This window comes from Marinobacter koreensis (genome assembly GCF_023156285.1).
In the GTDB taxonomy this organism is placed as follows: domain Bacteria; phylum Pseudomonadota; class Gammaproteobacteria; order Pseudomonadales; family Oleiphilaceae; genus Marinobacter; species Marinobacter koreensis.
This window is the reverse complement of sequence record NZ_JAKZAJ010000002.1, coordinates 219,677-242,182: the sequence shown is the minus strand read 5'-3', so window position 1 is coordinate 242,182 and position 22,506 is coordinate 219,677. Positions and strand designations below refer to the sequence as shown.

Here is a 22,506-nt window from a genome sequence, read left to right as displayed (position 1 = left end):
GGCGCTGCTACTGCCAGGCAGTTTACAGAGTTGTGACCCAGTCCCGCGCCCAGGGGACGGCTTCGGCCTCGGGTTCAAGCACTTCCATGGCATCGATGCGCAGGGTCTCGCCCACTTTGCGGGCAGCGGTTTCATACAGGGCTTCCTCCATCAGCTCTCCGGCGCCGCAGTAGGTGTCGCCATAGGAGCTGTCGCCGAGCACGATCATCCCGAACGGTCGTCCGGGCTGTTGTGGAAGCTGATCACGGAGGTTGGCATAGAACGGCAGGAGGTTGGGTGGGATCTCACCCTGGCCGGTGGTTGATGTGCATACGAGCAGGGGATCATCGTTGTTCGTGATGTCCTCCAGCTGAGGCTGTTCGAGCACAGTCACCCGGTGTCCCTCGGTCTCCAGCGCCTTCTTGATTTCCCGGGCTGTGAGCAGGGCGCCGCCGTAAACGGTGCCAACAAGAATTCGGATCGCGGTCATCTTGGGTCCTGAGATGGTCGGTTTGCGTGAAGGGTCGGGCGCCCGATCATAGCGATGGCCCTTCATCGACTCAAGTCGACGCGGTCTCCCCGTCCTCGCTCTGACGAACCCGCGGTGCGATCCGGTTGCGGCCCGCCTGTTTGGCGTTGTAAAGATGCAGGTCCACCTGCTTCAGCAGGTCTGCCAGCGTGGCCGAGTTGGCAATCGAGCAGACCCCGGCGCTGAGGGTCACCGGCAACGTCTGGTCCCTGAACGCGAAGGAGGTCGATGCAACCTTCTGCCGAAGCCGCTCGGCAAGCGTCAATGCCTGGAGCAGGGAAGTGTTGGGCAACAGCAGCAGGAATTCCTCGCCCCCCCAACGGGCGGCGGAATCGGTTTTTCGGACGACCTCTGAAAGGACCTCTGAAAACTGTCGTAGCACCGCATCGCCGGCGTCGTGACCAAAGACGTCGTTGATTTTCTTGAACAGGTCCAGGTCAATCAGCACGACGGAGAAGTGATGTCCCGATCGCTGGTAGCGGGAAAATTCCTCGGCCAGCCGCTGTTGCATATCGCGCCGGTTGGCCAGCCCGGTCAGTTCGTCGGTCCTGGCGGCGTGCTCGTGGGTTGCTGCCAGCTCCACCAGTTCGTTCCGTGCTTTCAGTCGGCCCGCTTCCAGGATGAAGCAGAAAATGGATTCGAACGCGAGAGTCGCGAAGAAGCGGATCTTGAAGTCGTAGCTGTAATGGGCGCCGACAAACGGCAGCTGGGGAAACTCGAAGACGATGGCGGCAACCAGGCAGCACATCAGGAGGACCGCGGTGCCGGTTTTCAGATCGGTCAGGAAGAACAGCAGCGGCGGAAACACATAGAACCAGAGTGGGCCGGTATTGCTCTCACCCCCGGAGGCTACGAGATACATGAACAGGAGGGCGGCAATAACAATGAGGCTGCCTTTCTGGCGGGGCTGGTTCCGGGTCAGTGCAAACTGGAGGATGGTCAGCCCGACCAGGACCGCAAAGGTCCAGAGTACCCAGGCGTGAAGCGTATGTCCGGCAAACCAGGCTTTGGTGCCAATGCCGGACAGGGACAGGATCGCTGCCCCGGACAGCCAGTTCAGTAACCCGGCGACCTGGGCGTCCTCGCGGGCACCGGCTGCTTCATGGCTTGCTGAAAGAGGGTCTGTCATGGGGGCTCTTTTGTCTTTTTGACGCGAATTCAAAATATTATGCGTCAAAATATATGTAAAACGCTGCGACGTATCACAACTGACGTACATGACAGTTGTGTTTCATTTTGATGTCAAAAAATTTATAGTTGCGGGCAAAATTTAACCCCTATCACGCGAGATTCAGTCGCCATGGCCCGTTCAACCGGATTCCTGGATACCATCCTCACGAGCCCCTCCACGGAACGATACAGGGTCGGGATCAGCCTGCTGTTTTTGCTCGGCATCTGGCTGGCCGTCGGTTCTTTCAGCAATGGAATGCCAAACAGCATGCTTCTTATGGCCGCAGCAGTGATTGGCGGCTACATGGCGATCAATATTGGCGCCAACGATGTCGCCAATAATGTCGGGCCGGCGGTGGGGTCTGGCGCCCTCTCGCTGGGGGCTGCGGTCCTGATCGCGGCCGTCTTTGAGGCCGGTGGGGCTCTGATTGCCGGAGGTGATGTGGTGTCCACCATCAAGGGTGACATCATCGATCCCACGATTCTGGGTAACGGCCAGGCGTTCGTCTGGCTGATGACTGCAGCGCTCCTGGCCGGTGCGCTCTGGCTGAACCTGGCCACCTGGATGGGCGCGCCCGTGTCGACCACGCACTCCATCGTCGGCGGCGTCCTGGGTGCCGGCATCGCGGCTGGAGGCTGGGGCATCGCCGACTGGTCGGTGATGGGCAAGATCGTGGCCAGCTGGGTCATCTCGCCGGTGCTCGGCGGTTTGCTGGCTGCCCTGTTCCTGCTGGTTATCAAGAAGACCGTGCTATACCGTCAGAATGTCGTGGCGGCTGCGCGCACCTTTGTGCCCTGGCTGGTGGGGATCATGGCCTGGGCCTTCGGGACCTATCTGATGATCAAGGGCGTCAAGAAGATCATCAAGGTGGATTTCCTGCAAGCGTCGCTCATCGGACTGGTTGCGGCAGCGGTGGTCTTCTTCATTGTCCGGGTTCTGGTCAGCCGCCGGGCGGCGACCATGGAAAACAGTTCCAGTGGCGTGAATACCCTGTTCACCTGGCCGCTGATTTTTGCGGCTGCCTTGTTGAGCTTCGCCCACGGTGCCAACGACGTGGCCAATGCGATTGGTCCGCTGGCGGCCATCAACGATGCCCTGGCGGCGGGCGCAGTGGTTACCTCGGCCGGCATTCCCCTGTGGGTCATGATGGTCGGTGCGTTGGGCATTGCCGTCGGGCTGATGCTGTTCGGCCCCCGCCTGATCAAGACGGTGGGTAGTGAAATTACCGAACTGGACAAGACCCGGGCGTTCTGTATTGCCCTGTCGGCTGCCCTGACCGTGATCCTGGCGTCGCAACTCGGGTTGCCGGTGAGTTCAACCCATATCGCCATCGGCGGTGTTTTCGGCGTCGGATTCCTCAGGGAGTATCTCAAGCGTAACTACGCCACCCAGCTGCACAAGATCATGGAGCATCATGATGCGGCCGAGCAGGAGCGCCTGAAGCCCTTCCTGGATGATTTCCGTAACGCTACCGTGGAAGAAATGGAAAAGCTGCTCAAGCAGGCGAAGAAAAAGAAGCAGGTTCCGCTGTCCAAGTCGGAGCGAAAGCGACTCAAGAAGATTTACCGGGAAGAGATGGTCAAGCGGTCGCAGCTGGTGAAAATTGCCGCGGCCTGGGTCATTACCGTCCCGGCTTCCGCCTTTATGGCTGCGATTCTGTTCTTCACGCTGCGTGGCTTGTTGATCTGATCGGGCTGGTTGTATCGGCCGGCTTTGGTCATACTATTCCCTGCGAAGGGGGCATTCTGCCCCCCGGTATTCCATGGTTCCGGGAGTGACGTATGAGTTCATCCGTTGAAAGCCGTCAGGCGAAGATGATCGACGAGCTGCGAGTCTTTATCAAAAAGGTCCTGAGTGACCCCACAATCGCCGTAAAATCGATGGAAATCGCCAGGAAACATCGGGCTGAGCCCAATGCGGACGAGGTGATTGCCCGGGAGATCAGTGCCAACACCACGATCCGCATTCCCGAGCACTGGAGTGAGGCGGACCGGATGTTCCTGGACATCATTCACGATGTCCTGGACGACGAGGAAGCGCTTTACTGAATCCAGGAAATTGCCCGGGGCCGGGGCCATTCACAGCGCGGTCCCGGGGCGCTTTATGCCTGCCTGGCGCTCGGTTCGTGCTGTTTTAGCACCGCTGCCGCCATCTGGTGCAGGATGTTCATCTCGTCAGAAATCCCTTCATCTCCGGACAGCTTCCGCTGTTCCTCCAGAATGTCCGACAGAATCTCGCGGGTCGTCAGCGGGTTGGCCAGTACCACCCGGAAGACGATGCACGGGAAGCGATAGTAGTGAGCGGGCTCAAGGCGGGTCCTGGATACAAAGGCCTTACCCCGTTCACGCTGGATTTTCTGGATAAACTTGGTGATCCGGTTGAGACAGGTGTTGAGCTTTTCTGCCTGCAGCTCATCCGCCAACCTCAGCGCCTGTTGCACGTCCTCGGGGCAATAACGGTAGGTGAGGATATTCAGTTCCGGCTCGGTGACCAGCTCGAAGTCCGGTGCTTCGTTGATCATCTCGCCGAAGATGCGTGCCTTTTCGATGCCCTGGTCAATCAGGATCTCGTACCCTTCCCGCCCGAGGATTCTCAGGCCGGAATGGATCAGCATGGACATGCCGGGGCGGGAGCCTTCCAGTGTGGTGCTTCCCAGGTCCCGGGAGCCTTTACGGATAATATACTGGGCATGGTGTTCGACTGCGCTGGCGAGGCTTGGGTCCTTGAAGACCACCAGGCCGGCGCCCATCGGAACGTACAGTTGCTTATGGGCGTCGAAGGTTACCGAATCGGCCTTTTCGATGCCGCGTAGCAGGTGCTTGTGGGTGCGCGAGAACAGGGTGGGCCCGCCCCAGGCCGCATCCACATGGAAATGGGCACCGAATTCCCGGGCAATGTCCGCGACCGCATCAAGCGGATCGACGTTGCCGGTTTCGGTGGTGCCCGCAACCCCGCAGATGGCCATGATCTTGATCTTCTGCTTTTGCAGTTCCAGGCACTTCTCCCGCAACGCATCCGGCTGAATGCGGTTCCTGTCATCGGTGTCGACGGCAATCAGCGCGTCCCGGCCCAGGCCAAGAACATCCGCGGCCTTGCGCAAGGAGTAGTGCCCACGGCTTGAGACGAGGATTGCTGCGCCCTCGTGCCCGTAATATTTCAGGGCCCGGAACAGGCCTTCCTGATGCAGTCCCCGGAAGCTGCCCTCGGCCGGAAATGCCCGATTTCGGGCGACCCACAGGGCGCTGAGGTTGGCAATGGTGCCTCCGGAACACATGACCCCGAGAGTGTGCCGGGGATCGTGCATCCATTTGCGGTAAAAGGAGCCATCTTCTTCGTACACCAGCCGATGGATCATGCCAAGCACCTGACGCTCCATGGGCGTAAAGGCCTTGGAGGTTTCCGTCTTCACCAGGTTCTGGTTCAGCGCAATCATGATCTTCGACAGCGGCAGCATGAAGTAGGGCAGGGCCGACGTCATATGGCCGATGAAGGCGGGCGAGGCGGTATGGACCGAGTTGGCGACCAGCTTGTCGAGCAGGAACTGGGCCTGCTCGGAGACGAACACGGGCTTTTCCGGGATGTTGTACTCGGAGAAGTCTTTCTCGACTTCCGAGAGGTCCCGCTCAACCGCAACGATGTGTTCCTGCAGGAAGCCCGCAAGGTTTCGGGAGATGTCCTGGTCTATGCGGCTGAGCGTGGATTCCGGTGCTTCGGGCACCGTGAACACACGATACATCGCCTCAACCGAGGCCTGGGCGGACTTTTTCTTTCCGGTCATAGGCACCACGCACAATCAGTGGTCATCCGAGGGCCGGTTCCGGATGCCCAACGGACATAGCCGGAACACGTTCCGGCGTCGGCAAATTGGTTACCCGCTTCATGCAGGTTAGCTGGCATCCCTGAGGACGCGTAGTATACGGCGTCACTGGCGGTTACGCCACCGACGTGCCGGAGCTGGCATGATGTCAAAGAATTTCACGCTGCACATCAAGCACCGCGGCGTCTACCTTCTCCTCAATCGCCTTTTCGACAAGGTCCAGTCGCTGGCTGATCTGACGGGAGGAGGTGCCGAGGGCTGCAATGGTCCAGGTGGCGCAATCCAGCGCGTCGTGATCGGCGGTTTCAGCCACGGCCAGATCCGGTTCTTTGCCCCAGACCGCTTTCAGTGCAGTAAATACCTTGCGTTTGGCCTTCAGGTCTTCGCAACCATAGAGCTGGAAATGCAGGGTCAGGACGCCCACGTGCGGCGTGATCACCGGCTGTTGGGGGACGTTGCCTTCCCTCAGGAGTTTTCTCAGAGCTTCCGACATGGCTGGTTCCGGCTTTGATGCAGGACCCGGCGGGAACGGGGTCCCGCCGGCGACAATATCATTAGCCTACTACAGGCGTGGCCCGTTTGATAATGGCCGCGGGGTCTGTGCCAGAGGGCAGGTTTCCGTAATTCTGACCGCCGGTGTTTTCCAGGCGGGAGGCGCAGAAGGCGTCTGCCACGGCCTTGTCGGAGTGACGGATCAGCAGGGAGGCCTGCAGGGCCAGGGCCATCCGGTCCACCAGGTTGCGGGCCCGGTACTGGAAATCGCTGATGTCGGCGAAATCGTCCTGCAACTGGGTCAGGAACTGGTCAAAGCGCCGGTCAGTGCCTCTGGCTTCGGCGGTCTCCCGGAAAAAGGCATCCAGGGTCTCGGGCTCTTTCTGCAGGGCTCGGAGTGTGTCGAGACACTGGACGTTGCCGCTGCCTTCCCAGATGGCGTTTACCGGCGACTCCCGGAACAGGCGGGGCATGATGCAGTCTTCCATGACGCCGCTTCCGCCGATGCACTCCATGGCCTCGTAGGCGTGGTTGGGGGTGCGTTTGCAGATCCAGTACTTGCCGACGGGGGTCGCCAGGCGCGTGAACAGCCGTTCGCGCTCGTCATCCTGGTTATCGAGGGCGCGGGCGACTCGCATGGTGTACGCGAGGGCTGCCTCACTTTCCAGGGCCAGGTCGGCCAGGACATTCTGCATCAGTGGCTGTTCGATCAGGCGATTGCCGAAGGCGCTCCGGTGGCGGCAGTGGTGCGTGGCCTGGGCGACAGCCTGGCGCATACCGGCTGAGCTGCCGATCATGCAGTCGAAGCGGGTCATGGCAACCATCTCGATGATGGTGGGTACGCCGCGGCCTTCTTCACCGACCATCCAGGCCAGTGCGCCGCGCAGTTCCGCTTCGCTGGAGGCGTTGGCGACGTTACCCATCTTGTTTTTCAGTCGCTGGACCTGCCAGGGATTCTTGCTGCCATCCGGCCGCCAGCGCGGCATCAGGAAGCAGGAAAGACCGTTGGCCGTCTGGGCCAGCACAAGAAACGCATCGCACATGGGTGCAGAGACAAACCATTTGTGCCCCACCAGCTCGTAGGCTTCGCCCGGCCCCTCGTTTCCTACCGGATAGGCCCGGGTGCTGTTGGCACGAACGTCGCTGCCACCCTGCTTTTCGGTCATGGCCATGCCGATGGTGACCGAGGTCTTGTCCGAGTCGGGCAGGTTTCGGGGATCGTACTGATTGGCGAGGATTTTCTGTTCCCAGTCCGCCGCCAGGTTGGCCTGCTTTCGAATGGAGGGAATGGCAGCGAAGGTCATGGTCACCGGGCAGCAATGAGCCGCTTCCACCTGGGAATGCATGTAATAGCGGGCGGCACGGGCGACGTGGGCGCCCTGGCCCGGATGGGTCCAGGGACTGCTGTGAAGGCCGTTTTCCATGGCGATGCGCATCAGTTCATGGTACGAGGGATGGAAGTCGACCTCGTCGATGCGATGACCAAACCGGTCGTGGGTATTGAACACCGGTTTGTTGTTGTTGGCGCGAAAGCCCAGGTCGATGGTGTCGGCGGCTCCGGCCAACGCGCCGAACGCCTGCAGGTCGCTGGCGGCGTGAGCAGCGCCTTCCCGTACAGTCGCCTCCCGAAGCGCCTGGTCCTGTTCGAACAGGTTGTAGTCCTGCAGGGCTGGCGGTTGGTTGAATACGTCGTGGGTAACCGCCAGGTAGCGATCTTCGTATTTCTGGGTGTTGCTTCCGGGTTTGAGCTGGCGCGCTGTCATGGCTATCTCCTGGAGCCGGTCAACCCCTGCACGCAAAAACGGACGATGGAGTCGACCAGCCGGTTCTTGTCCGTTTCGGTCAGTGAATTCTGGCCGGCCAGTGTCGGAGACAGCGGACCAACCAGACTTTCTGCAATCGCACCCACGAGACAGGTGCTGCTCTGGCGGGCGTCGTGATCCGGTATGCAGCCCTCGGCTATACCTTCCCGGATCGCTCTTTCGAAGTGTTCGGCATAGGCTCGGCGGTAAACCAGCCGTTCCTCCTCCAGTTTCGGATCCACGGGCTCGGCAATCAGCGACCAGGCCATCATCGGGCCCCGTAATGCACGCTCGGCGAATTGCCGAAGGGCGTTCTCCAGTCTTGTGGTCGCGTCACCGGGGGTGTCCAGCGCCTCTGCGACCTTGTCCACTTCCTTCTGGGTGGCCGTACGGAAGATCTCGGCAAACAGGTCTTCCCTGGATTCAAAGTGCCGGTAGATCGTTCCCGTCGCTACGCCGGCGAGTCCGGCGATCCTGGTGATCCGTGCGCTCCGGAAGCCGCCTTCGGCAACGCACTCGTAGGTGCATTCCACGATTCGCCGGCGAGCTTCCGCCTTGCGCTGCCGCATCTTTTCCGTCTCACGATAGGCCATGCCTACTCCTTAAAAGCAGTGAATCATTATTCATTCTTTGTGTCAATCAGCGGTTAGTGTCGTTTATGTGTATTTAATCTTTAAAATCAGTACATTGCGATGAGTTACAAAAATTTACAAAAATATCGTTGCCGGGAAATGGCGTCGTCAGGGTTTCGGGATTATAAAGACGCCAAGACGAACCGATTGACGGCGCGTTCGTCGACACAGAGTGCGCGTCAGGCCCGTCAGGGGAGCGTACTTTCAGATCTGTTTTCGTTGATGGAGATGAACCCGTGAGTGAATTCGACGAAAGCAACCTGGAGCAATCCGGGAACGGGAACTGGGGCAACGACAGCGAGGATACCCATTCGGTCGCCGGTCGGGCGCGGGTGAGGGCGCAGTTGCAGGCGGATATTGAGGCGTTCCTGCAACAGGGTGGCAAAATCCAGCAGGTGGACAATGCCTTCCGCGCCAATTCCCCCCGAAAGGTAGATGTGGGATTCAATAATCGCTCCTTCTGATCCCGTTCCGAGGGCACAGGGCGGCGCCAAAGCGCCGTCCTGTGCCCATATTCCTGCGATAGCCTGCCCCGGATAATAGCAGGAACCTGGAATTCTGGCGGGCGGTTGGGGACGTCTTTTGAGCCTTTCGTCATGAAAATGCCATAAGTCTCCGTGAGGATTGCCTCTGCAGCAACTGCATCGGCAGGCAGTTGCCGTGTATCATGGCAGGCGGAGTGGTTTTTCGGGGTTCCCGGGCGCCATCACCAACACTTTCCCGTCATGCTATCAGGAGGCCTTCCGTGTCGACTCTGACCCCCCGCTCATTTCCGCGTACCCGTCTGCGCCGCAACCGCGCCAGTGATTTTTCACGGCGTATGGTGCGGGAAAACCAGCTGACCCCGGACAACCTGATTTATCCGGTATTCGTATTGGAGGGAGAGGGGCAACGCGAGTCCGTTCCGTCCATGCCCGGCGTTGAACGCCTGAGTATTGATCTGTTGGTGGAACAGGCGGCTGAGCTGGTCGAGCTCGGTATTCCTGCGGTTGCGCTGTTCCCGGTGGTACCAAAAGAAAAGAAAAACCTGTCGGGTTCCGGCGCCTGGGATTCTGATGGTCTGGCACAGCGTGCTGTGCGGGCACTCAAGAAAGCCCACCCTGAACTGGGCGTGATCACCGATGTGGCGCTGGATCCGTTTACCACCCACGGACAGGACGGGATTATCGACAACGATGGTTATGTGCTCAACGATGTGACGGTAGAGGCCCTGGTGAACCAGGCGCTGTCCCACGCCGATGCGGGGGCCGATGTGGTGGCTCCCTCCGATATGATGGATGGCCGGATTGAGGCCATTCGCGATGCCCTGGAGTCGGCAGGGTATGTGAATACCCGCATTCTGGCCTATTCTGCCAAGTATGCCTCCAGTTACTACGGGCCATTCCGGGATGCGGTCGGTTCCGCGGTCAATCTTGGCAAGGGCAACAAATCGACCTATCAGATGGATCCGGCCAACAGCGATGAGGCCTTGCACGAAGTGGCAATGGATCTTGCCGAAGGCGCCGATATGGTAATGATCAAGCCGGGAATGCCCTATCTGGATATCGTTCACCGTGTAAAAAAGGAATTGCAGGTGCCCACCTTCGTGTATCAGGTGAGTGGTGAGTACGCGATGCACATGGCGGCCGCGGAGAACGGTTGGCTCGACGGTGACGCGGTAATGATGGAAAGCTTGATGGCGATGCGACGGGCCGGTGCCGATGGCATTCTGACCTATTTTGCCGTACGTGCGGCCCGCCTGATGCGGGGCCGGTGAGAAGGGACAGGGCAGTAGGCCAGAGAATGCACGTCAGAGGAGCGGGATCGAGAAGCGTATGACAACGGAAACGGCAAAAACACGGGCAGTGGCGGACGCGGACCAGAGCGTCCCGGCTCCGGTCGACGTACCCCCCGCCGGCGAAGAGATCAATCTTGACGCCAGCGAAAATTACTTCAACCGGGAACTGAGCCAGCTCCAGTTTAATTACCGGGTGCTGAAGCAGGCGATGGACCCCACCCATCCGCTGATCAATCGGCTGATTTTCTGCTGCATCTTCAGCAGCAACATGGACGAGTTTTTCGAGATCCGGGTGGCCGGTCTCCGTCAGCAGATGAAGTATGGGCGGGAAACCATTGGTGCCGATGGCATGCTCCCGGAACAGGCGCTCGCCGAAATCAGCCGGGTTGCCCACGAATACATCAACGAGCAGTACGACATCCTCAATAATGTCCTGATTCCGGAGATGGAGCGGGAGAACATTCATTTTGTCCGGCGCAGGGAGTGGACGCCTGAGCAGGCCGAGTGGGTGCGTAACTATTTCGAGGAAGAAATTCTGCCGGTGGTCAGTCCCATCGGGCTGGACCCGTCCCATCCGTTCCCGAGACTGGTGAATAAAAGTCTCAACTTCATCGTCGAGCTGGATGGCAAGGACGCCTTTGGTCGCGAGACCGGCATGGCGATCGTGCCGGCCCCCCGGTCATTGCCACGGCTGGTGAGGCTGCCGGACGACGTTTGCGGCGAGGGCGACAACCTGGTGTTTCTGTCGTCGATGATTCACGCTCACGCCGATGAACTGTTTCCAGGCATGGAAGTGAAGGGCTGCTATCAGTTCCGTTTGACCCGCAACGCCGACCTGGAACTCGAAGACGACCTTGAGGATCTGGCCTCTGCGCTGAGAGGCGAGTTGCTGAGCCGGCGTTTCGGTGACGGTGTGCGCCTGGAGGTGGCGGACAACTGCCCGCAGGAAATGATGGAATTCCTGCTGACCGAGTTCGGCCTGACCGAGCGCGACCTGTACCAGGTCCATGGACCGGTCAACCTGACCCGGCTGATGGCCGTCAACGGCCTGGTGGATCGCCCGGATCTGACCTATTCGGGATTCTCTCCCTCGATTCCGAAACAGATTCGCAGCAGGGATTCGATGTTCGATGCGATTCGCAAGCGACCGATCCTGCTGCTGCATCCCTATGAGAATTTCAGTCCCGTTGTCGACCTGCTGCGCCAGGCCGCCAAGGACCCGCACGTTCTGGCCATCCGGCAGACCCTCTACCGCACCGGGGCCGATTCGGAAATCGTCGAGGCCCTGGCCGATGCGGCGCGTCGTGGCAAGGAGGTGACTGCCGTTATCGAACTCCGGGCCCGGTTCAGCGAGGCGGAGAACCTGGAGTTGGCGAGTCGCCTCCAGGAGGCTGGTGTGATCGTGGTTTACGGGGTTGTCGGCTACAAGACCCACGCCAAGATGATTCTCATCGTCCGTCGTGAGGAAGGCCGTCTTCGTCGCTATGTGCATCTTGGTACCGGTAACTACCATGCCGGCAATGCCCGGCTCTACACCGATTACAGTTTCATGACCTGTGACGAGTCGATTGGTGATGACGTCAACAAGCTGTTCCAGCAGTTGACCGGCATGGGCAAGGCGCTGAAGATCAAGAAACTGTTCCATGCCCCGTTCACCCTGCATACCCGCCTGCTTGCCCTGATTGAGCGGGAGGCGGAGTTTGGCGAAAACGGACGCATCATTCTGAAGTTCAATGCCCTGACGGAAACCCAGTTGATCAAGGCCCTGTACCGGGCCTCGCAGGCTGGCGTGCAGATCGACCTGATCATCCGTGGCATTTGCTGTCTTCGCCCGCAGGTCCCGGGGTTGTCGGACAACATCCGGGTCCGGTCGATCATTGGTCGTTTCCTTGAACACACGCGGGTGTACTATTTTGGCAACAACGGCAAAACGGAGGTCTACTGCTCCAGTGCCGATGGCATGGAGCGCAACCTGCTGAGTCGGGTGGAGACCGCGTTCCCCATCGAGGATCCGTCTCTGGTTGCACGCGTGAAAGAGGACCTCGATACCTATCTGGCCGACAATTGTCAGTCGTGGGTCTTGCAGTCGGATGGCAGCTATCTGCAGAATCAACCAGCGGAAGGTGAGGAGCGACTCGCATCCCAGCTGGTCCTGCTGGATCGCCTGACCGGAAAAACCTGATCGATAACGGAGGCGCCCTTGAAGCGCAAATGGATTATTGCCGGCGCCGTTGTGCTGGTTGTCGCCGGTGCCCTGCCCTGGGGGGTGGGGTACCTGACGGAGTACCAGTGGCAGCAGGCCACAACCGAAGTGAACGATGCCCAGCCGTTCATGCACATGGAGACCAGTGACTACCGACGCGGAATATTGGGCTCGGACATTCAGCTGGCTGTCGTCATCGCCAATCCGGAGACGGGCGATTCCCACCGATACCGCCTGCATGCGGACGTCAGCCATGGCGTTACCGGAAGTCTGATTCATCTTCGCCCCGTCGACGGCTGGTCGGCCGCGGACGCCAACTGGTTCGCCGGAAAAGAACCGAAGCTGACACTGGAAACCCGCGTCTGGGGGACGGCGACGCTGACGTTCGATGTGCCCGCCACCCGTATTCGTAATCCGGAGTCCGGCGAGAGCGTCACCCTGAGCCCCGGCACGGCGAAGCTCGAGTTCAGTGATCAGGGCCAGGAGGTCCATGCGTTCGCCCAGGTCTCGGATGTGACCCTCACAAACGGGGATGCGGAACTGCGTTTTTCAGGCGTGCACCTGCAACAAATTATGGAACACCTGTCCGGAGAAGTCTGGACCGGGAATGGCGAACTGAGCCTTGCGTCGATGAGCCTGAGCCCGAAGACTGGTGCTTCTGTCTCGCTGGAAGGGCTTCGGATCGCCAGCTCCAGCGAGTCTCGTGACGACGGTGCCCGTCTGGATTCACGGATGGACGTGAATCTGAAGTCGGTCTCCTCGGAGGCCGGCACCTATGGTCCTCACCGACTGGTCGTGGCACTGAATGATCTTGATGTGGCGAGCTGGGATGCCTTTACCTCCGGCCTGTCGAGCCTGCAGGAAGTCAGTCAGTCAGACGCCGGGGCGCCGGACATGGAACAGCAGATGGCGGCCATTCAGCAAATGAACGGCGCGCTGAGAGATCTTGCTGCTGCCGGTTTCGAGTTTGCGATCCCGGAACTGAGCATTGCCACGCCCGAGGGCGAGGTAAAGGGAACTATGAGTGTCCGGCATCCGGAACTGTCCGGCGATGACCGGTCTGGCATGTTGCTGGTGATGCAACGTCTGACCGGGACACTGCATTTCGGACTGCCACTATCGCTGGTGGAGAACTATCCGGAAATCCGGATGCAGGCAGCACCTATGATCAAACAGGGTCTGCTGGTGGAAAAGGGCGAGAGACTGGTGATGGATGCCACGCTGAACGATATGGTGGTGAAAGTGAACAAGGATATTGAGGTGCCCCTGCCGCCGGTTCTCTGACGGTGCCATACCGCATAAAAAAAGCCCCATTCGGGGCTTTTTTTATGGCTGGCCGAGCCGTTACAGGCCCGTCAGGCGATGATATTTTTCCATCAGCTGATCTTTCGATTCGGCATGTTCCGGATCCAGTGGGATACAGTCCACCGGACACACCTGCTGACATTGCGGCTCATCGTAATGGCCGACACACTCGGTGCATTTGTTCGGGTCAATCACGTAGATCTCATCGCCCGGAGCAATTGCCTCGTTGGGGCACTCCGGTTCACAGACGTCGCAGTTGATGCATTCGTCGGTAATCATCAGGGCCATCTGCGTTTCCTCAGGCTCAGTTGAACTTCTGTTTCAGGGCGGCCTCGACAGCCGGGTCGACAAACTCGGATACATCCCCGCCCAGCGATGCGATTTCCCGAATCAGGGTGGAGGAAATGTACGACAGGTGATTGGCGGGTGTCAGGAACACACTCTCCACCTCTGGTGCCAGTCGCCGGTTCATGTCTGCCAACTGGAATTCGTACTCGAAGTCGGAGACGGCGCGCAGCCCCCGGAGGATGACGGTGGCGCCCTGTTCCCTGACAAAATCCGCCAGCAGGTTGCTGAAGCCCGTGACCGTGACATTCGACAGGTGGGCGGTAGCCTTGCGGACCAGATCGCAGCGTTCCTCAAGGTTGAGAAGTGGCTGCTTCTTGGGGTTGTAGGCGACGGCGACAACGATTTCGTCGAACATTCGGCCGGCCCGTTCGATAAGATCGGTGTGGCCGTTGGTGATGGGATCAAAGGTGCCCGGGTAGATGACTTTGGACATGCACAGCTCCTTTATTCGCTGGCTGCAATCATATCAGCATTCCCGGGGGTTCTGTAGTTGCAGCGAAGCCGTCCCTGGCTTCGGAGATGGCGCTTTATCCGGCCAGTTTCGCGGCCAGCCGCGTGCTGTTGCGGGCCGCCAGTGTGTAGACAGAGAGCTGGGGATTTGCCCCTATGCTGGTGGGGAAAATCGACGCGTCGTGCACGCTCAGGTTGCGGACCTGGTGGTGTTCCCCGAAACCATTGACGACCGATTCCTCCGGTCTGGCACCCATGCCGCAGCCGCCCATCTGGTGGGCGGTGAACAGACGAACCCGGTGCAGTTCCATCGGCAGGCGATCAATCGCCGCCCGGGCCTCGGCCAGGCTGGTATACCACCCGGCGTCCATGTGAACCGGGCGCACCCGCTTGGCGCCTGCAGCGAACTGCACTTCTGCCATGGTGTGATAGGCCCGGCGCAGGCCGTCCCAGAGATAATCGCTCACGGGATAGTCGAGTACCGGGCTGCCGTCGTCGCGCAGGCTGATGGTGCCACCGGGGCTGTCCGGATGGAATCCGTCGCGAAGCAGGGCGATGACCGAGTTCATCCAGGGCAGTCTGGCCATATTGTCAGCCTGGGCCTGGCCGTGGCCGGGGATGACACCGCTGGACATGGCCGGGTGCAGGGGTGGGACCTCCAGCTTGTAGCCGACCGGACCGTTCACGCCCTGAAGAAAGTTGAAGTGATCGGAATAGACCGACTGAGGCGCGCCGTAGAAGGGATCGACTTTTTCGGGCATGTCGGCAACGGACGCATTCACCGGGTGGATAAAGGATCGCTTGCCGAGCCGGCCATAGGGATCCGGTATGTCCGACCGCAACAACAGACCCGGGGTGCCGATGGCACTGGCGGCGGCGACAAAATGCCGGGCCTTCAGGGTGATGGTGATTCCGGACGGCGTGACGCCGTCGGCACCCATGGCGCTGGCTTCGAGGCGATCGATCCGGTCCTGGTCCATGACCAGGCGGTCCGCCCGGAGCCCGTGGAACAGGTGTGCGTTGTGGTTCAGGGCGCCGGGAACCGTGGTCAGCAAGGCGCCCTGCTTGGCATTGGTCGGGCAACCGACGCCGCAATAGCCGAGATTCCAGCATCCCTTGACGTTCCGGGGAATGATGTCCCAGCTGTAGCCCAGGGAGGCGCAGCCCTGTCTCAGAATGTCGTTGTTGACGTTCGGATCCATATCCCAGGGCGCCATGTTGTGGCGTTCTTCTCGTCCCTCGAACCACGGCGCCATGGCGGTGGGTGTCAGCGCTTCCAGGCCAAACTGCTCGGCCCAGTAGTTCAGTGTTTCGTCCGGTGTCCGGAAACTGCTGGTCCAGTTGACCGTCGTGGAGCCACCGACACAGCGTCCCTGCAGGATGGCGATTGCCCCATCCCGGGTGACCCGGCTCATGCCCTCCTGATACAGATTGGCGTAGGAGGTAAGCTCGTCCATCTTGAAATCTTTCTGGTAATACAGCCGGCCTTCCTCCACCAGGATGACGGAGAGGCCTGCCCGGGCAAGGATCTCGGCTGTGGTGCCGCCCCCGGCGCCGGTGCCGATCACCACCACATCCGCTTCCACGGTCTGGTTTTCGGTCAGGGTTGCACCGTCGGTGACTTTCCAGCCGGACGCAAGGCCCTGTCCAATGACATCGTTTGACTGCATGTTTCGCTCCGTTGGTCTGCCGGAAATCAGGCGTTGTGGAATTGGGGCAGGGCGTCGACCGCATATTGAGGCGGGCCGGGATAACCGGACAGGTGCCAGAAATCCTCATAGCCGTAAAAGGCGACGTTGCTGATCTTGGTCAGTGCAATATAGCCCTTGTTGAACAGCCCGATGCTGCTGGTACGCCAGCGTTCGAGAAAGGCGTCTGCCTCGGAGGTCGTCACATTGGGCCAGCTGGACCAGACCCGGGCCACGGTGACACGCGTCAGGCCAAAATTGAGCAGGTCAAACAGTCTCCGCAGTTCGGCCTGGTTTGCAGGACCGAACTGGTGAATGCCGGAATCGATACGCTCGATGGTGCCGGCGATTGCCTGTCGGCGCGCCTCGGGCTGCTCTGGCAGGCCGGGGCCGACAATGGCCGGGAGCAAGGCCTGGAACAGCTGGATATCATCACGGGTCAGAAAGCGGAAGTTGTAACTGGCATCCATCCGGGTGCCCTCAGCCGTGATCCGACCGGCGGGCGCGGAGGCGCATCCGGACAGGCCGGCGGTCACGCTGACGGTGCCAAGGAAAAGGGCACCACCAAGTCCGGTTTTCAGAAAACTCCGGCGATCCAGTCCGGTCCCGGTTCCTTCACTGTCAGGGGCGTGGTTCTGTTGGGTCATGTTGGCGTGTCTTTTGTTGTTGTCGTAAGGATCACCGCAGGACCGGTTTTCGCACCGATCCTGGGGGTACAGGTCAGCGGATAAACAGCTTGTACACCATCTTATGCGCGGCGGTGCCGTGGGGTGCATACACAAACTTGCCGCTGTTGAATTTCTGCTTGGTGAAAATGGCCCGGTGATGGGAGAAGGTCAGGAAGCCTTCCTTGCCGTGATAATGACCCATCCCCGAATCGCCAATGCCGCCAAACGGCAGGTCATCCTGGGCGACATGCATCAGGGCGTCGTTAATACACATGCCGCCGGACAGGGTGCTCTCAACGACCTGACGTTGGTGATCCCGGTCGTAGCCAAAGAAGTAGAGCGCCAGCGGCCGGGGACGTTCGTTGATGTAGTGGATGGCTTCCTCAAGTGTGCCGTAGGCCACAACCGGAAGGATGGGGCCAAAGATTTCGTCCTGCATGAGTTTCATGTCCGGCGTGGTCTTGAGCACCAGTGTCAGGGGAATCTTGCGGGTACCGTCTTTGAGGTCCTCGCGGGCGGGGTTGATTTCGATAATCTCGGCGCCCTTCGCCCGGGCATCCTCAATGTACCCCTGCAGCCGGTCGTATTGCCGTTCGTTGATGATGGCGGTGTAGTCGTCGTTGTCGCGCAGGGTCGGGTACATTTCGGCGAAGCGACTGCGGAACTCATCGACAAACGCCTGGACCCGATCGGACGGACACAGCACATAATCCGGTGCAACGCAGGTTTGCCCGGCGTTAAACGCCTTGCCAAAGGCGATCCGTTGGGCGGCATCTTCCATGGGTACGTCCGGTGACACGATCGCCGGTGACTTGCCGCCCAGTTCCAGGGTTACCGGTGTGAGATTTTCCGCTGCCGCCCGCATGACCATCTTGCCGACGGAGGTTGAGCCGGTGAACAGGAGGTGATCGAACGGACGGGACGAGAAATCGGCTGCCACGTCGGCTTCACCGTTGATCACACATACCAGGTCTTCCGGGAACGTAGCCTCGATGATCTCCTTGAACAGCGCCGAGGTATGCGGCGTGTACTCGGACATCTTGATCATGGTTCGGTTGCCGGCCGCCAGCGAAGCCACCAGTGGTCCGACGGCCAGGTAAAGCGGGTAGTTCCAGGGCACAATCACCCCAACCACACCCTTGGGCTGGTAGTGCACCTGGTTGCTGGCGGGCTGGAACAGCACCGAGACGTGACGACGGGAGGGTTTCATCCAGCCGGCGAGGTTCTTCAGGGTGTAGTTGATGCCCTGGATGGAAGGCATCACCTCGGCGATCAGGGACTCGTCCCTGGAACGGCAACTGAAATCCCGGTCGATCGCTTCCAGTAGCCGATCCTGGTGGGTCAGCAGTGCGCGTTTGAGGCGCTTGAGATTCTCCTGGCGCTCCGCCAGCGAAGGCATGGTATTGCTGCGAAAAGCCTTTTTCTGTTCCTCGAAGACACGGTGTGTATGCTGAATGTGCTTCTTGCTTTCAGTCAGCTGGACAACGGTGGCAGCCATGACGCTCTCCTCAGTGCAACCGGTTCAGTGGCCGGGTGCGTCTTGTTGTGGTGTGGCCAAAAAGTAGCCAATTTGCATCAGGGTCTATTATTAGAGTATATACTCTAGTGAGTCAAGCAAGGCCCGATGGCCTATCGGGCCAGTCATCGCGCGATCACCAAAGAGTATCGACATCCCTATGAAAACAAGAGACAAAATCCTTCTGGCCAGCCTCGAACTGTTCAATGAACGAGGCGAGCGGAACGTCACGACGAACCACATTGCGGCTCATCTGGCGATTTCCCCCGGAAACCTCTATTACCACTTCCGGAACAAGTCAGACATCATCTACGAGATCTTTCTCGAGTACGAAAAGCTGGTCGATTTTTACCTGGATATCCCGGAGGACCGGTCGCTGACGCTCGAAGACCTCACGTTCTATCTGGAGTCGGTGTTCGATGGCCTTTGGAGTTACCGGTTTTTTCACCGGGACCTGGAGTATCTGCTCGACAGTGACAACCGGTTGCGCCGGGATTACCGGGACTTTACGAATCGGTGCCTGGGATCCATTCGCCTGATTTTTGAAAAGATGGCGGAGGCGGGCATCATCGAACCTCAACCGGTGGATCTTCGAACCGCGATGTCACTCAATGTCTGGCTGGTGATCACCAACTGGATGGCGTTCCTGAAAACCGCACACGCAGCCGAAGATTCCAACAACCTGACTCTGACGGAACTGAAGCAGGGCATCTATCAGGTGCTCACCCTCGAGATTCCCTACCTGACACCGGCGTACCGGGAACAGGTGATGGCGCTGAGGGAGCAGTATCGCCCTTCGTTACCAGCGTGAGTGGCTGATTCAGCGTTTGATTAAAAAATAGACAAATTCCGGAACTCTTTGCCGGATTGTCCGTCAAAGTCAGTGACGTTGGGAAAATCGGACATTCCTTGCGTCTCCTGAGTGAGTTCTCAGGTTTTAGCACGTCGCAAACCCTGACGTTTCACCGGTCTGTCGTCTGGCAGACCGGTTTTTTCGTTCAGGATGCTGTCAGCCAGTCGTTCAGTGCCTCCCGGCATTCTTCAACACCCCGTTTGGAGGTGGCTGAGAACATGATCAGATGCTCCAGGCACTGGTAGTTCTCAAGCTTTTTCGCGATACCGAGCATGGCGGTCTTGGCCTGGCCAAATTTCAGCTTGTCCGCCTTGGTGGCGAGTATCATGAGCGGCAGGCGATTATGCTCGCACCACTCGACCATCATCTGGTCGAAATCCGTCAACGGATGCCGGATGTCCATCACCAGTACCAGCCCGCGAAGGCAGCGACGATCATTGAGGTAATGCCCCAGGTGCTGTTGCCAGTCGTCTTTCATGTCCCGGGAGACTTTTGCGTAGCCGTAACCGGGCAGGTCGACGAGCCGGCAGTCTTCCCGGTTCAACGAAAAAAAGTTGATCAGCCGTGTCCGCCCCGGGGTTTTTGAGGTGCGGGCGAGTTTGCCGTTGGCAGTGATCGTGTTCAGGGCACTGGATTTCCCCGCATTCGAGCGTCCGGCGAAGGCGATTTCCGCCCCGGAATCGGGCGGACATTCGTTCAGCCTGGATGCGCTGATCAGAAAACGGGCGCTGTTAAAAGAGACGGATTTTTGAGTCAGATCAGGGTCCACTACGGTTGGCTTCCCTTTGGATTTCAGTTACCGATGATTAATGTATAATGCTACACCAATTCTGGGTGGTGCGCTTGGCGCGACCGCTATCAGCCTCGGTTTTGAGCCTGCCTGTCAGTGCCTGCCGGCTGCATGTTAAGAATACTTTCAAGATGAGAGAAGTGGAGCGAGCATGAAAAAACTGATCGCAGGAGTGGTTCTTGGTGTCAGCCTCACGTCGCTGGCGTATGGCGCCGGAGATCCTCAGGCAGGTGAACAGAAAGCAGCAGTATGTGCCGGGTGTCATGGCCAGGGTGGCCAGAAGCCGGTGATGGGATCCTACCCGAAACTGTCCGGGCTGGGCGAGAAGTACCTGTTCAACCAGTTGCAGGCCATCCAGTCCGGTAAGCGTGCCGTGCCTCAGATGGCCGGTATTCTGGACAACATGTCCAAGCAGGATCTGCAGAACCTGGCGGCCTACATGGATGGCCAGGAAATGATCGTCAATCAGGCAGACCCGGCGCTCATCGCGCAGGGTGAGGCTCTGTACCGCGGCGGTAATCTGGCGTCGGGTGTCCCGGCCTGTGCGGGATGTCATAACCCCCAGGGGCTTGGTAACGAGCCGGGCGGTTTCCCCCGCCTGGGTGGCCAGAATGCGGAATACGTCATGGCCCAGTTGAAAGCCTATCGCAGTGGCTCACGTGCGACCGATTCCAATTCGGCGATCATGATGGACGTTGCCGCGAAGCTGACCGATGCAGAAATCGAAGCGGTCGCCAACTACGTGTCCGGGCTCCACTGAGGCTGGCCGCTGTTGTTGAAAAACCCCGCGATGCGGGGTTTTTTTGTGGCTGCTTACCATCACGTAATGTCGCATCGGTTGTTGTGGCGTGGAACTTTTGGCGGTGTGTGGGTCATAATCCCTTTCAAACCAATTCGGGAAAACGGAGTAGTTGCATGTTCAGAACCTTTGGAGTGGCCGCCTTCCTGGCGCTGGCGGTGATGGTGACCGGTACGGCCAGCGCTGAAACCCAATGGCAGGAAGGTGTGCATTACAAAAAGCTCGAGACCCCTGTGCCCACGGAGAGTGAAAAGGGCGTCGAAGTGGCTGAGATTTTCTGGTACGGCTGCCCGCATTGCTACCGCTTCAAGCCTCTGGCTCAGGCCTGGGAGAAGAATGCCCCGGATTACGTCAACTTTGTCCGCATTCCGGCGGCCTTGGGGAAATCCTGGGAACCACATGCCCGGGCGTTCTATGCCCTGGAGGCCATGGGTCAGCGGGAGAAGGTTCACGATGCGCTGTATGAGGCTCTGGCAGGAGAGCACAAGCCGCTGAACGACGGTAAATCGCTGGCGGCATTCCTGGCCACAAAAGGGATTGATCCGGACGAATTCCTGAAGAATTACAACAGCTTCGGCGTGAACGCAAAGCTCCAGCAGGCCCAGGCAAAAGTTCGGGGCGCGCGTGTCACCGGCACACCGACTATGCTGGTTAATGGGAAGTACACCGTCACGGCCACGATGGCCGGCAGCTTCGAAAACATGCTCAAGGTGGTGGACTTCCTGGTCGCCAAAGAGCACGCGCAAAGCCAGTAGCCGGTGGCTTGCTGGCTGGTTCAAGTCGGTCACCCGGGGAATCGGGCAGGGTAGTGCTGCCGCATCATGTACAAACGTATTCGGAAACAGTTCAGTGAGTTGATCCGGTCGGAGCAGGTCCCGAGGGGACGCTGCTCCGGGCTCGAGCACGTCCCCGAGTTCGAGCCTCACCGTCACATCCGTCTGCTGACCTTTAACATCCAGGTTGGCATCAATACCTCCTCTTACCGACACTACCTGACCCGCAGCTGGCAACATGTCCTGCCACACCGCAACCGCATTGAAAATCTGGATCGCATTGCGCGACTGATCAGCAGTTACGATGTGGTGGCGTTGCAGGAGTGTGATGGGGGTAGCCTGCGAAGCGGTTACATCAATCAGGTTCAGTATCTGGCCGAAGCCGCCGGCATTCCCTACTGGTATCAGCAGCTCAACCGGAACCTGGGTCAGTTTGCACAGCATTCCAACGGGCTATTGAGCCGGTTCCGTCCCCTTGATGTGACGGAGCATCGGCTCCCCGGACTGATCCCCGGGCGTGGTGCGATCATTGCCCGCTATGGCGCGGAAGACGATCCACTGGTTCTGGTTCTGATGCACCTGTCGTTGAGTAAAGCGGCCCAGCAGCGCCAGCTGGGGTATATTCGTGAGCAGATTGCCGACTATGAGCATGTCGTGCTGATGGGGGACATGAATAACCATGCGGAAGAGTTGCTCTCCAACACCCCCCTGAGAGAGACGGATCTTGTGCCGTTGCCGGCGACCGCCCACAGTTTTCCGAGCTGGCGGCCAGAAAAGGCGCTGGACCACATACTGGTCAGCCCCAGCCTGGAGATTCGCCGATCCGAGGTGGTGAGTTATCCCGTGTCAGACCATCTTCCCATCGCCATGGATGTGGCTTTGCCCAAGGGGTACCTGGAAAAGTTCTGATCACG

General features: G+C 59.3%; 22 protein-coding genes. 10 read left to right on the top strand and 12 right to left on the bottom strand.

Annotation, left to right across the window (positions count from 1 at the left end; genetic code table 11):
* Positions 1-22: 22 nt before the first annotated feature.
* Both MLD04_RS06225 and MLD04_RS06220 read right to left on the bottom strand, forming a co-directional pair.
* Positions 23-469 carry a flavodoxin gene (locus MLD04_RS06225; RefSeq protein WP_248155834.1) on the bottom strand — a complete coding sequence of 149 codons (447 nt, stop codon included), beginning with the start codon at positions 467-469 and terminating at the stop codon, positions 23-25.
* 70 nt (positions 470-539) lie between these two features.
* Positions 540-1,637 (bottom strand): GGDEF domain-containing protein, encoded by a 1,098-nt coding sequence (locus MLD04_RS06220; RefSeq protein ID WP_248155833.1) that lies wholly within the window; start codon positions 1,635-1,637, stop codon positions 540-542.
* A gap of 171 nt (positions 1,638-1,808) precedes the next feature.
* Between MLD04_RS06220 and MLD04_RS06215 the strand changes: the two genes are divergently transcribed.
* Positions 1,809-3,368, top strand: a complete 1,560-nt coding sequence (locus MLD04_RS06215) for an inorganic phosphate transporter (RefSeq protein ID WP_248155831.1) — start codon at positions 1,809-1,811, stop codon at positions 3,366-3,368.
* 92 nt (positions 3,369-3,460) lie between these two features.
* A complete protein-coding gene (locus MLD04_RS06210) occupies positions 3,461-3,727 on the top strand; it encodes a hypothetical protein (RefSeq protein ID WP_008939692.1) in 267 nt (88 codons plus the stop codon).
* A 53-nt stretch (positions 3,728-3,780) separates the two neighbouring features.
* Here MLD04_RS06210 and panP read toward each other — a convergent pair whose 3' ends face one another.
* The 4 genes from panP to MLD04_RS06190 form a co-directional block, all read right to left on the bottom strand.
* On the bottom strand, positions 3,781-5,457 hold the full coding sequence (gene panP, locus MLD04_RS06205) for a pyridoxal-dependent aspartate 1-decarboxylase PanP (RefSeq protein WP_248155829.1): 1,677 nt from the start codon (positions 5,455-5,457) through the stop codon (positions 3,781-3,783).
* Positions 5,458-5,644: 187 nt separating this feature from the next.
* Positions 5,645-5,989, bottom strand: a complete 345-nt coding sequence (locus MLD04_RS06200; RefSeq protein WP_248155827.1) for a DUF503 domain-containing protein — start codon at positions 5,987-5,989, stop codon at positions 5,645-5,647.
* A gap of 61 nt (positions 5,990-6,050) precedes the next feature.
* Positions 6,051-7,751 (bottom strand): isovaleryl-CoA dehydrogenase, encoded by a 1,701-nt coding sequence (locus MLD04_RS06195; RefSeq protein WP_248155825.1) that lies wholly within the window; start codon positions 7,749-7,751, stop codon positions 6,051-6,053.
* A gap of 2 nt (positions 7,752-7,753) precedes the next feature.
* Positions 7,754-8,383: a TetR/AcrR family transcriptional regulator gene (locus tag MLD04_RS06190; RefSeq protein WP_248155823.1), complete on the bottom strand. Its 630-nt coding sequence runs from the start codon at positions 8,381-8,383 to the stop codon at positions 7,754-7,756.
* Between the two features lie 275 nt (positions 8,384-8,658).
* On the opposite strand from MLD04_RS06190, the gene MLD04_RS06185 reads away from it, so the two are divergent.
* The 4 genes from MLD04_RS06185 to MLD04_RS06170 all read left to right on the top strand — a co-directional run bounded on the left by MLD04_RS06185 (position 8,659) and on the right by MLD04_RS06170 (position 13,686).
* The gene (locus MLD04_RS06185) at positions 8,659-8,886 is read left to right on the top strand and encodes a hypothetical protein (RefSeq protein ID WP_248155821.1); all 228 of its coding nucleotides are present in this window, start codon (positions 8,659-8,661) and stop codon (positions 8,884-8,886) included.
* A 281-nt stretch (positions 8,887-9,167) separates the two neighbouring features.
* Complete coding sequence (gene hemB / locus MLD04_RS06180; protein ID WP_248155819.1) at positions 9,168-10,178, top strand: porphobilinogen synthase; 1,011 nt, start codon at positions 9,168-9,170, stop codon at positions 10,176-10,178.
* A 58-nt stretch (positions 10,179-10,236) separates the two neighbouring features.
* Positions 10,237-12,381, top strand: coding sequence for a polyphosphate kinase 1 (ppk1, locus tag MLD04_RS06175; RefSeq protein WP_248155817.1), 2,145 nt, complete (start codon positions 10,237-10,239; stop codon positions 12,379-12,381).
* Between the two features lie 18 nt (positions 12,382-12,399).
* Positions 12,400-13,686, top strand: coding sequence for a YdgA family protein (locus tag MLD04_RS06170; RefSeq protein ID WP_248155815.1), 1,287 nt, complete (start codon positions 12,400-12,402; stop codon positions 13,684-13,686).
* Positions 13,687-13,746: 60 nt separating this feature from the next.
* On the opposite strand, the gene MLD04_RS06165 is transcribed toward MLD04_RS06170, so the two are convergent.
* The 5 genes from MLD04_RS06165 to MLD04_RS06145 form a co-directional block, all read right to left on the bottom strand.
* The gene (locus tag MLD04_RS06165; RefSeq protein WP_248155814.1) at positions 13,747-13,995 is read right to left on the bottom strand and encodes a YfhL family 4Fe-4S dicluster ferredoxin; all 249 of its coding nucleotides are present in this window, start codon (positions 13,993-13,995) and stop codon (positions 13,747-13,749) included.
* Between the two features lie 16 nt (positions 13,996-14,011).
* Positions 14,012-14,488, bottom strand: coding sequence for a pantetheine-phosphate adenylyltransferase (gene coaD, locus MLD04_RS06160; protein ID WP_008939682.1), 477 nt, complete (start codon positions 14,486-14,488; stop codon positions 14,012-14,014).
* Positions 14,489-14,582: 94 nt separating this feature from the next.
* Entirely contained in the window at positions 14,583-16,175 is a 1,593-nt protein-coding gene (locus MLD04_RS06155; RefSeq protein WP_248155812.1) for a GMC family oxidoreductase, read from the bottom strand.
* 26 nt (positions 16,176-16,201) lie between these two features.
* Positions 16,202-16,840 carry a hypothetical protein gene (locus tag MLD04_RS06150; protein WP_248155810.1) on the bottom strand — a complete coding sequence of 213 codons (639 nt, stop codon included), beginning with the start codon at positions 16,838-16,840 and terminating at the stop codon, positions 16,202-16,204.
* 73 nt (positions 16,841-16,913) lie between these two features.
* On the bottom strand, positions 16,914-18,359 hold the full coding sequence (locus tag MLD04_RS06145) for a coniferyl aldehyde dehydrogenase (protein WP_248155808.1): 1,446 nt from the start codon (positions 18,357-18,359) through the stop codon (positions 16,914-16,916).
* A 178-nt stretch (positions 18,360-18,537) separates the two neighbouring features.
* Here MLD04_RS06145 and MLD04_RS06140 point away from each other — a divergent pair, with 178 nt between their 5' ends.
* Entirely contained in the window at positions 18,538-19,188 is a 651-nt protein-coding gene (locus tag MLD04_RS06140; protein WP_040886921.1) for a TetR/AcrR family transcriptional regulator, read from the top strand.
* Between the two features lie 187 nt (positions 19,189-19,375).
* Here MLD04_RS06140 and yihA read toward each other — a convergent pair whose 3' ends face one another.
* Positions 19,376-19,999, bottom strand: coding sequence for a ribosome biogenesis GTP-binding protein YihA/YsxC (gene yihA, locus MLD04_RS06135; protein WP_248155805.1), 624 nt, complete (start codon positions 19,997-19,999; stop codon positions 19,376-19,378).
* A gap of 172 nt (positions 20,000-20,171) precedes the next feature.
* Here yihA and MLD04_RS06130 point away from each other — a divergent pair, with 172 nt between their 5' ends.
* The 3 genes from MLD04_RS06130 (at position 20,172) to MLD04_RS06120 (ending at position 22,501) form a co-directional block, all read left to right on the top strand.
* Positions 20,172-20,780: a c-type cytochrome gene (locus MLD04_RS06130; protein WP_248155803.1), complete on the top strand. Its 609-nt coding sequence runs from the start codon at positions 20,172-20,174 to the stop codon at positions 20,778-20,780.
* 155 nt (positions 20,781-20,935) lie between these two features.
* Positions 20,936-21,574, top strand: coding sequence for a thiol:disulfide interchange protein DsbA/DsbL (locus MLD04_RS06125; protein WP_248155802.1), 639 nt, complete (start codon positions 20,936-20,938; stop codon positions 21,572-21,574).
* A 66-nt stretch (positions 21,575-21,640) separates the two neighbouring features.
* On the top strand, positions 21,641-22,501 hold the full coding sequence (locus MLD04_RS06120; RefSeq protein ID WP_248155800.1) for an endonuclease/exonuclease/phosphatase family protein: 861 nt from the start codon (positions 21,641-21,643) through the stop codon (positions 22,499-22,501).
* Positions 22,502-22,506 lie beyond the last annotated feature (5 nt).